This is a genomic window from Streptomyces sp. NPDC054841 (genome assembly GCF_053611045.1).
Genome location: NZ_JBSGZO010000355.1, coordinates 1 through 8,942 on the forward strand (window position 1 = coordinate 1; position 8,942 = coordinate 8,942).

Sequence of the window (8,942 nt, forward strand, 5' to 3'; positions counted from 1 at the left end):
GCCCTCTTCACGTGCTGTTCAGGCGCGTCAGCCCATGAACTTCTTGAACTCCTCCGGGAGCTCGAAGTCCTGGCCGCCGCCCGCTGCCGGAAGTCCGAACGCACCGCCCTGGGCGGCCTGTTCACGGCGGGCCGCGGCCGCCTGCTCCTCGGCCTTGCGCTTCATCGGGTTGCCGCTCTTGCGCTTGCCCTTGGCCTGCTTCTGCTGCTTCTTCTGGCGTCCGGGGCCACCGCCCATGCCCGGGATCCCCGGCATGCCCGGCATTCCGCCGCCCTGCGCCATGCGCGACATCATCTTGCGTGCCTCGAAGAACCGCTCGACCAGGTTCTTCACGGCGCTGACGTCGACACCGGAGCCCTTGGCGATACGGGCGCGGCGCGAGCCGTTGATGATCGTCGGCTCGTGGCGCTCGGCCGGGGTCATCGACTTGATGATCGCGGCCGTGCGGTCGACGTCACGCTCGTCGATGTTGTTGATCTGGTCCTTGATCTGGCCCATGCCGGGCAGCATGCCGAGCAGCTTGGAGATGGAGCCCATCTTCCTGACCTGCTCCATCTGCGCCAGGAAGTCGTCGAGCGTGAAGTCCTTGCCCTTGCTGCTCGCCAGCTTGGAGGCCATCTTGGCGGCCTCTTCCTGGCTGAAGGTCTGCTCGGCCTTCTCGATGAGCGAGAGCATGTCGCCCATGCCGAGGATGCGGGACGCCATGCGGTCCGGGTGGAACGCGTCGAAGTCGTCCAGCTTCTCGCCGTTGGAGGCGAACATGATCTGCTTGCCGGTGACGTGCGCGATGGAGAGCGCGGCACCACCGCGGGCGTCGCCGTCCAGCTTGGACAGCACCACACCGTCGAAGCCGACGCCGTCGCGGAAGGCCTCCGCCGTGTTGACTGCGTCCTGACCGATCATCGCGTCGACGACGAAGAGGACCTCGTCCGGGCTGACCGCGTCACGGATGTCCGCGGCCTGCTGCATCATCTCCTGGTCGATGCCGAGGCGGCCGGCGGTGTCGACGATGACGATGTCGTGGACCTTCGTCTTCGCGTACTCGATCGACTCCTTGGCGACCTGGACCGGGTCGCCCACGCCATTGCCCGGCTGCGGGCCGAAGAAGGCGACGCCCGCGCGCTCGGCGACCACGCCGAGCTGGGTGACGGCGTTGGGGCGCTGGAGGTCACAGGCGACGAGCAGCGGGGAGTGGCCCTGGCTCTTGAGCCAGAGACCGAGCTTTCCGGCCAGCGTCGTCTTACCAGCACCCTGCAGACCCGCGAGCATGATCACGGTCGGCGGCTGCTTGGCGAACCGCAGCCGGCGGGTCTCGCCGCCGAGGATGCCGATGAGCTCCTCGTTGACGATCTTGATGACCTGCTGGGCCGGGTTCAGCGCCTGGGACACCTCGGAGCCCAGCGCGCGCTCCTTGACCTGCTTGATGAAGGCGCGCACGACGGGCAGCGCCACGTCCGCCTCGAGCAGCGCGATACGGATCTCGCGCGCCGTGGCGTCGATGTCCGCCTCGGACAGGCGGCCCTTGCCCCGGAGGTTCTTGAATGTCGCTGCAAGGCGGTCGGAGAGGGTGTCGAACACGGTGGTCGCGGATCCTCAGGTCTCGGGGGCGGGCGGACAGATGTCTCCCAAGGGTATCCGCACGTGTGGGATGGGGTCTGCCCCCTGTCCACCCGCCCGCTCGGGGCCCGTCACCCGCGCAGGGTCGCTTCGAGCGTGCGGGCCACGTCAGCGGCCTCCCCGGATGGCAGTGGAGCCCCTTCGGGGCCTGTGACGTAGAACGCATCCACGGCATTGGCGCCGAGCGTGGACACATGCGCGCTGCGTACCCGGACCGCCGCGGATTCGAGGGCATGACCGATGCGGTGCAGCAGCCCGGGAGCGTCCTGGGCGCGGACCTCGATCACGGTGGCGAGCCGGGAGGCGGCCGGGGCGACGGTGACCCGGGGCGGCGGAGCCTGCGCGCCTCTCCGGCGCGGATAGGCGGCGTCCCGCTCGGCCAGTCTGGCCGGGATGTCCAGCGAGCCGTCGAGGGCGCGCACGAGATCGACGCGGAGCCGGGCGGCCTGCGGCAGCGAGCCGTACGCGGCGGCGACCCGCCAGTTCAGTACGAGTACGGCCCCGGGCCCCACCTCGCTGGGCAGCTCGATGGCGCGCAGGTCGGCCGCGCGGACGGTGAGCCGGTGCAGGGCGAGGACGCCGGCGACGGCGGGCAGCACGCCCGGCTGGTCGGGCACGGCGATGAGCAGTTCCACGCCGACCGGTTCCGGTTCGCCCTCCGGCTGCGGGGTCTCGGCCTGCGCGTGCAGGGCGAGTACGGGTCCCCCCGTGCGCAGCGCCTCGATGGCGAGCCGCTCCTGCTCGGCGCTCGGCGCCGCTGGTTCCGGTTCGGCGGGGGCCTCGCCCGCGAGCACGCCGGCGACCCGTTTCACGAGGTCGGCGACGAGCGAGCCGCGCCAGGACGACCACGCGGCGGGCCCGGTGGCGAGCGCGTCGGCCTCGGTGAGGGCGTGCAGCAGCTCCAGAGTGCTCCGCGATGCGACGACCGAGGCGACCGATCGTACGGTCGCGGGGTCGTCGAGATCCCGCCGGGTCGCGGTCTCGATGAGCAGCAGGTGATGGCGTACGAGGGTGGCGATGACGCCCACATCGTGTTTGTCGAAGCCGATCCGGGTGGCGACGTCGCGGGCGATGGTCTCCCCGGCGACCGAGTGGTCGCCCGGCCAGCCCTTGCCGATGTCATGGAGCAGCGCCGCGACGAGCAGCAGGTCGGGGCGGCCGACCCGGCGGGTGAGGGCGGAGGCCCGGACGGTGGCCTCGACGAGGTGGCGGTCGACGGTCCAGGTGTGCACGGGGTTGCGCTGCGGCCGGCACCGCACGCGCTCCCAGTCCGGCAGCAGCCGGGTGATCAGTCCCTCGGCCTCCAGGGCCTCCCACACGGCGACGGTGGACTCACCGGCGCCGAGGAGGGTGACCAGCTCCTCCCGGGCCTCGGCGGGCCAGGGCACGGGCATCGGCTTGGCGGCCGCGGCGAGGTGGCGTACGGCGTGCAGGGAGACCGGCAGGCCGGACTGGGCCGCGGCGGCAGCCGCGCGCAGGGGCAGCACCGGGTCGCGCTCCGGCTTGGCGGTGCGGGCGAGGACGACCTCGCCGTCCATCTCGACGACGCCCTCGGCGAGCGGGGTGCGCTCGGGCTCCGGACGCCGTCCGGCGCCGAGCATGGTGCGCAGGCGTGGCCGTACGGACCGTGCCTTGAGTACCCGGTTCACCTCGCGCCAGGTGACGTCGGAGGCGTACGAGACGGTCCGCGCGGCCTCGTACACCTGCCGAAGCAGTGCGTCGGCGTCCAGCAGGCCGAGTTCGCCGGCGACCTGTTCCTGTTCCTGGAGGGCGAGCCGGTCGGTGGCCCGGCCGGTCGTGAGGTGCAGCGCGTCGCGGGTGTCGAGGAGCACCCGGCGCGCCTCGGTGAGCCCTTCGCGGGGAGCGTCGGCGAGCCAGGACGCGGCGACGGCGCGCAGGGCGGTGGCGTCACGCAGACCGCCGCGGGCCTCCTTGAGGTCCGGCTCCAGCAGGAACTGCAGCTCACCCTGCCGTTCGGCCCGCTCACGGCAGAGCTCGTCGAGTTCCGGGAGGCGTTTGGGCGCCTGGTTGCGCCAGTCGGCGAGGACGGCGGTACGCAGTCCGGCGACCAGTCCGAGGTCGCCGGCGACGGCGCGGGCGTCGAGCAGCCCGAGCTGGACCTTGAGGTCCTCACCTGCGGTTCCGCGGGCCTCGGCGGCGGTGCGGACGGAGTGGTCGAGAGCGAGGCCGAGGTCCCAGACCGGGTACCAGATCCGGTCGGCCAGGGAGGCGATCGCTCCGGCGTCGGCGCTGCCGTCGTGGAGCAGGAGCAGATCGAGATCGCTGCGTGGGGAGAGTTCCCCGCGTCCGTATCCGCCGACGGCGCCGCGCGCGGCGCCGCCCACGCCGGTGCTCTCCACCGCGGCGGTGAACAGCGCCGACAGCCAGTCGTCGGTCAGCCGGGCCAGTGCGGCACGGCGCGGCGGCCCGGACTGCGCCTTCTCCTGGAGGAGGCGCAGCCGGGCCGCCGCTTAGCCGCTGGGTCCCGTGTCTTCGGTTTCCGTGGTCAGGTCGACGCTCGTCACCCAGCAACTCCTGTCTACAGCGCGTCCGGGCCGCGTTCGCCGGTACGTACCCGGACCGCGGTCTCGACCGGCACGCTCCACACCTTGCCGTCTCCGATCTTGCCGGTCCTGGCGGCCTTCACCACCACGTCGATGAGCTGTTCGGCGTCATCGTCCTCGACCAGGACCTCGATACGGATCTTGGGGACCAGGTCGACGGTGTACTCGGCGCCGCGGTAGACCTCGGTGTGGCCGCGCTGCCGTCCGTAGCCGCTGGCCTCGGTGACCGTGAGCCCCTGGATTCCGAAGGCCTGCAAGGCTTCCTTGATCTCGTCCAGGCGGTGCGGCTTGACGACTGCGGTGATGAGCTTCATGCGTCCACCTTCTTGGTCTTCGGTGCTGCTGCCACGGTGTCGACAGGGGCGGGTGCTGCCTTGCGGGATCCGGCCCCGCCGCCCGCTCCGCTGAAGTCGTACGCGGTCTCGGCGTGCTCGACCTGGTCGATGCCGGAGATCTCGTCGTCCTCGGTGACCCGCATACCGATCGTCTTGTCGAGGACGAAGGCGAGGATCGCGGAGACGATCAGAGAGTAGGCGAGGACCGCGAAGACACCGACGGCCTGCTTGCCGAGCTGGTCGAATCCGCCGCCGTAGAAGAGGCCCTTGGCGTCGGACTGGACGCCTCCGGTGGCGAAGAAGCCGACCAGGAGGGAGCCGACGACACCGCCGACGAGGTGGACGCCGACCACGTCGAGCGAGTCGTCGTAGCCGAACTTGTACTTGAGGCCGACGGCCATGGCGCACAGCAGACCGGCGATGGCGCCGATGCCGATCGCGCCGAGCGGGGAGCAGGAGCCGCCGGACGGGGTGATGGCGACGAGGCCCGCGACCGCGCCGGAGGCGGCGCCGAGAGTGGTGAAGGAGCCGTGGCGGATCTTCTCGTAGCCGAGCCAGGCGAGCATCGCGGCGGCGGTGGCGACCTGGGTGTTGACGAACATGACCGCGCCGACGCCGTCGTCGTTGCCGAGCCAGGAGCCGGCGTTGAAGCCGAACCAGCCGAACCACAGCAGACCGGCGCCGAGCATCACCAGCGGCAGGCTGTGCGGACGCATCGGGTCCTTCTTGAAGCCGACGCGCTTGCCGATGACGAGGATCACGCCGAGCGCCGCGGCACCGGCGTTGATGTGGACGGCGGTACCGCCGGCGAAGTCGATGACGCCCAGCTCGAAGAGCCAGCCGCCCGCGCCCCAGACCCAGTGCGCGACCGGGAAGTAGACGACGGTGACCCACAGCGTGATGAACAGGACCCAGGCGGTGAACTTCACCCGGTCCGCCAGCGCGCCGCTGATCAGCGCGGGCGTGATGATCGCGAACATCAGCTGGAAGATGGCGAAGACGTACACCGGGATGGTGTAGCCGTCCCAGAGCTGGGTGATCCCGATGCCGCTGAGTCCGACGTAGTCGGAGGACCAGCCGATGAGGGAGCCGGCGTCGGTGCCGAAGGCGAGGCTGAAGCCGAACAGCACCCACAGGATCGTGACGATCCCGAGGCTGATGAAGCTCATCATCAGCATGTTGAGGGTGCTCTTGACGCGGACCATGCCTCCGTAGAAGAAGGCCAGGCCCGGTGTCATGAGCATCACCAGCGCGGAGCAGATGAGCATGAACCCGGTGTTGGCGGCAGACAGCGTGGGTGCGTCTGCGGCAAGCGTGATGCCTGGGGGCATCGGCGTCTCCTCGTCGTCGTACGGCCTGTGCGGGGCGGGAGCCTGTGCGGCTGGACAACCGGTTCGGCTGGATCCGGTGCGGCTGCCCATTGGAGTCGGCCGGTTATGCGCCATGAGGTTGGCGCGCCGCGGTTTCCGCCGATGCCGCACGATGTTTCGCCGCAGTGACGAAGAGGTCGGGCGTGTTACGCGCCGATGAACTGGAGGGTCACGGGAACATCACGCGCGTACCCTCTGCGGACAGCGCCGGCGAGTACGCCGGCCGGTCGCGACGGTCACCCGACTGACCTGGCGTGGGGGGCCGAGTCGGGCTGTTCGGGGTGACCGTCGCGCCGGGGTCCCGGGGGACGGCCGGATCAGACCGCTTCGGCGGTCTCCGGCAGCTGTGCGGTGAGCAGATCGGTGAGATGGGCGACCTCGGCGACATCGCCGAAGTCCCTGGCCGCCGTGTCGACGGTCTTGCGCAGCCGGGTGTTGACCCGCTCGGACCGGACCCGCTTGGCGATGCGCAGCGCCTGCTCGGCAAGGCGCGTGGACTGCTCGGGCTCCCTCTTCAGCAGATGCACCGTGGCCATGCCGATCAGGTTCAGTGCATACGAGCGCTGATGCTCGTCGTCCTCGCCGAAGAGGTCGACGGCACGCTCCATGACGGGCTCGGCGAGCGAGGCGTACGTGGGGCTGCGGCCTGCGACATAGGCGAGGTCGCGGTACGAGTGGGCGTTCTCCCCGTTGAGCTCGGCCTCGGAGAAGAAGCGGATCCAGTCGGGCTCGGGCTCGCCGGCTTCGAGCGCGTCGGCGAAGGTGTCCTCGGCCATGCGGACGGCCCGCTTGGTCTTGCTGGGCTGGCCCATGTTCGCGTACGCGCGGGCCTCCATCGCATACAGCATCGACTGGGTGCGCGGGGTCGCGCAGTCGCGGCTGCCGTACTGCGCGAGGTGGATGAGCTCCAGGGCGTCGTCGGGCCGGCCGAGGTGGATCATCTGGCGGCTCATGGAGGAGAGGATGTACGAGCCGAGCGGCTTGTCCCCGGCCTCCTTGGCGGCGTGCAGCGCCAGGACGAAGTACTTCTGAGCAGTGGGCTGCAGGCCCACGTCGTAGCTCATCCAGCCGGCCAGCTCGGCCAGTTCGGCGGAGCACTTGTACAGCCGCTTGGCGGTGGCCTCGGGCTGAGACTCCTGAAGCAGGTCGGTCACTTCGTGGAGCTGTCCGACGACCGCTTTGCGGCGCAGTCCGCCGCCGCACTGGGCGTCCCACTGGCGGAACATCGCGGTGGTGGACTCCAGCAGGTCCAGCTCCGGCTTGGAGAGCCGGGAGGGACGGCGGGCGGCCGCGGCGGACTCCGGGGGGCCCGGGTCCGCGGGCGGGGCAGGCACCAGCCAGCGCTGCATCGGCTCGATGAGGGCGGGCCCGGCGGACAGCGCGAGCGAGGTCCCGAGGAAGCCGCGCCGGGCCAGCATCAGATCGCTGCGCGAGAACTCGCTGAGCAGGGCGACGGTCTGCGGCCCCGCCCAGGGGAGATCGACTCCGGACACCGAGGGTGACTGGTGTGCGGTGCGGAGCCCGAGGTCCTCGATGGCGATGACGCTGCCGAACCGCTCGGAGAACAGCTCGCTGAGGATGCGCGGGATCGGCTCGCGCGGCTGCTCGCCGTCGAGCCACCTGCGAACTCGCGAAGTGTCGGTGCTGATGTGGTGCGCGCCCATCTGGCGTGCCCTGCGGTTCACTTGCCGTGCGAGCTCGCCCTTCGACCAGCCGCTGCGCAGGAACCACGAGCCCAGCTGCTCGTTCGGGCGCTTTCCGGCGTTCGTACCGCCTGCGCCGCTGCCGTCCACTGGAACGCCCCCATCCACTGCTGTCTCCACTGCGCGAACCCGTATCAGAATGCACCGAGTTACGGCCCTGCGTCTGGAAGTCGCACCCCACCGAACAAGAAACCGAGTTGCCTCCGGCATACCCACGGGTGCGAAGAAATCCCGGGTCCGTGTACTGAAAGTAATCCTACGATCACGGGTGCTGCCATGGCGATTCCAGAAACGCCACCATTCGCCACCCCTGCGCATGAACCCGCCTGAGGCCAGGCGCGATTCACTTGACCTAGGACGATCAGGAGCCAGGTGGAGCGTTGCGCGCCAGGGCGCACGGACCCGGACGCACCACCCGGAACAACACAGTGCGCCGGCGAGGCGGAACGACGGCGACGGTGTGTCACCGGCAGACTCCAGGTCGTAACCACCGGCGGGCTTCACACGTTGGAGGGGGCATGGGCTTCACGATCGGCGGCAGCCGGGGCGTCCGGGAGATCCGGCCCGGCTCACGGCGTCGCGGCCGCGCGACAGAGTGCACAGCGGTGGCCGAGTACACAGGACTGTGGGGCTGGGACGTCGTCCCGGGCGCGAGGGCGTCGGCCGGCCGGTGTTCCTGCGGTGACTCCTCGTGCACGTCTCCGGGGGCGCATCCGCTGGACTTCGCGTCCGAGGTGCCGGCGGGCGCCACGCTCGACGAGGCGACGAAGGCGTGGGCGGAGGTGCCGGGAGCCTCGATCCAGCTGCCCGTGGGCCGCGGCTTCGACATCCTGGACGTCGCCGAGCCGGCCGGGCGGCGCGCCCTGGTCCGGCTGGAGCGGATGGGCCTCCCACTGGGCCCGGTGAGCGCGATGCCGACGGGCCGCGCCCAGTTCTTCGTGGCCCCGGGGGCAGCGTCCGAGCTCCCTGAGCTCCTGTACCGCATGGGCTGGGACGACGCGGACCTCGACCTTCACTGCCTGGGCCGCGGCGCGCACATCACGGCCCCGCCCTCCGACCACGCCGGCCTGGGCCCTGCCCGCTGGCTCCGCCCCCCGACACTCGACACCGCGTGCGCCCCACCCCAAGCCCGCCTCCTGCTGGGCACCCTGGCGTACATCTGCCACCGCTCGACAGCGGCGTGACCCTCCCACCCGTCCACCTGTGAACGCGGGGCGGCACCCCACGCCCCACGCCCCTCGGCTGCCGAGTGTGCCGGAGGTGGGCCGCGAACTGTGAGGGGCAACGAGAGAGGGAGGGAGCCGGTGAGCCCTTTCTCTCCTCAGTCTGAGCCGGCCAGGTGCAGGGTGAGGG

At 70.9% G+C, this 8,942-nt stretch carries 5 protein-coding genes and 1 pseudogene; 1 reads left to right on the forward strand and 5 read right to left on the reverse strand.

Annotation, left to right across the window (positions count from 1 at the left end; genetic code table 11):
- Nucleotides 1-27: 27 nt before the first annotated feature.
- The 5 genes and pseudogenes from ffh to nsdA form a co-directional block, all read right to left on the reverse strand.
- Entirely contained in the window at nucleotides 28-1,578 is a 1,551-nt protein-coding gene (ffh, locus tag ACWGI8_RS32775) for a signal recognition particle protein (protein ID WP_453666504.1), read from the reverse strand.
- A gap of 110 nt (nucleotides 1,579-1,688) precedes the next feature.
- A pseudogene (locus tag ACWGI8_RS32780) lies at nucleotides 1,689-4,142 on the reverse strand ([protein-PII] uridylyltransferase).
- A 14-nt stretch (nucleotides 4,143-4,156) separates the two neighbouring features.
- Entirely contained in the window at nucleotides 4,157-4,495 is a 339-nt protein-coding gene (locus ACWGI8_RS32785) for a P-II family nitrogen regulator (protein ID WP_242330074.1), read from the reverse strand.
- Nucleotides 4,492-5,847, reverse strand: a complete 1,356-nt coding sequence (locus ACWGI8_RS32790; RefSeq protein ID WP_453666506.1) for an ammonium transporter — start codon at nucleotides 5,845-5,847, stop codon at nucleotides 4,492-4,494. The genes ACWGI8_RS32785 and ACWGI8_RS32790 overlap by 4 nt, the downstream gene beginning before the upstream one ends.
- A gap of 356 nt (nucleotides 5,848-6,203) precedes the next feature.
- Nucleotides 6,204-7,679 (reverse strand): transcriptional repressor NsdA, encoded by a 1,476-nt coding sequence (gene nsdA, locus ACWGI8_RS32795; protein ID WP_453666508.1) that lies wholly within the window; start codon nucleotides 7,677-7,679, stop codon nucleotides 6,204-6,206.
- Between the two features lie 428 nt (nucleotides 7,680-8,107).
- On the opposite strand from nsdA, the gene ACWGI8_RS32800 reads away from it, so the two are divergent.
- Nucleotides 8,108-8,773 carry a bifunctional DNA primase/polymerase gene (locus ACWGI8_RS32800; protein ID WP_453666510.1) on the forward strand — a complete coding sequence of 222 codons (666 nt, stop codon included), beginning with the start codon at nucleotides 8,108-8,110 and terminating at the stop codon, nucleotides 8,771-8,773.
- The last annotated feature ends 169 nt before the right edge of the window (nucleotides 8,774-8,942 follow it).

Bases quoted from the DNA above. Each gene is read 5' to 3' on its own strand.
- ACWGI8_RS32800 (WP_453666510.1), top strand. From the start codon at position 8,108: ATGGGCTTCACGATCGGCGGCAGCCGGGGCGTCCGGGAGATCCGGCCC.
- ACWGI8_RS32790 (WP_453666506.1), bottom strand. From the start codon at position 5,847: ATGCCCCCAGGCATCACGCTTGCCGCAGACGCACCCACGCTGTCTGCC.
- ACWGI8_RS32785 (WP_242330074.1), bottom strand. From the start codon at position 4,495: ATGAAGCTCATCACCGCAGTCGTCAAGCCGCACCGCCTGGACGAGATC.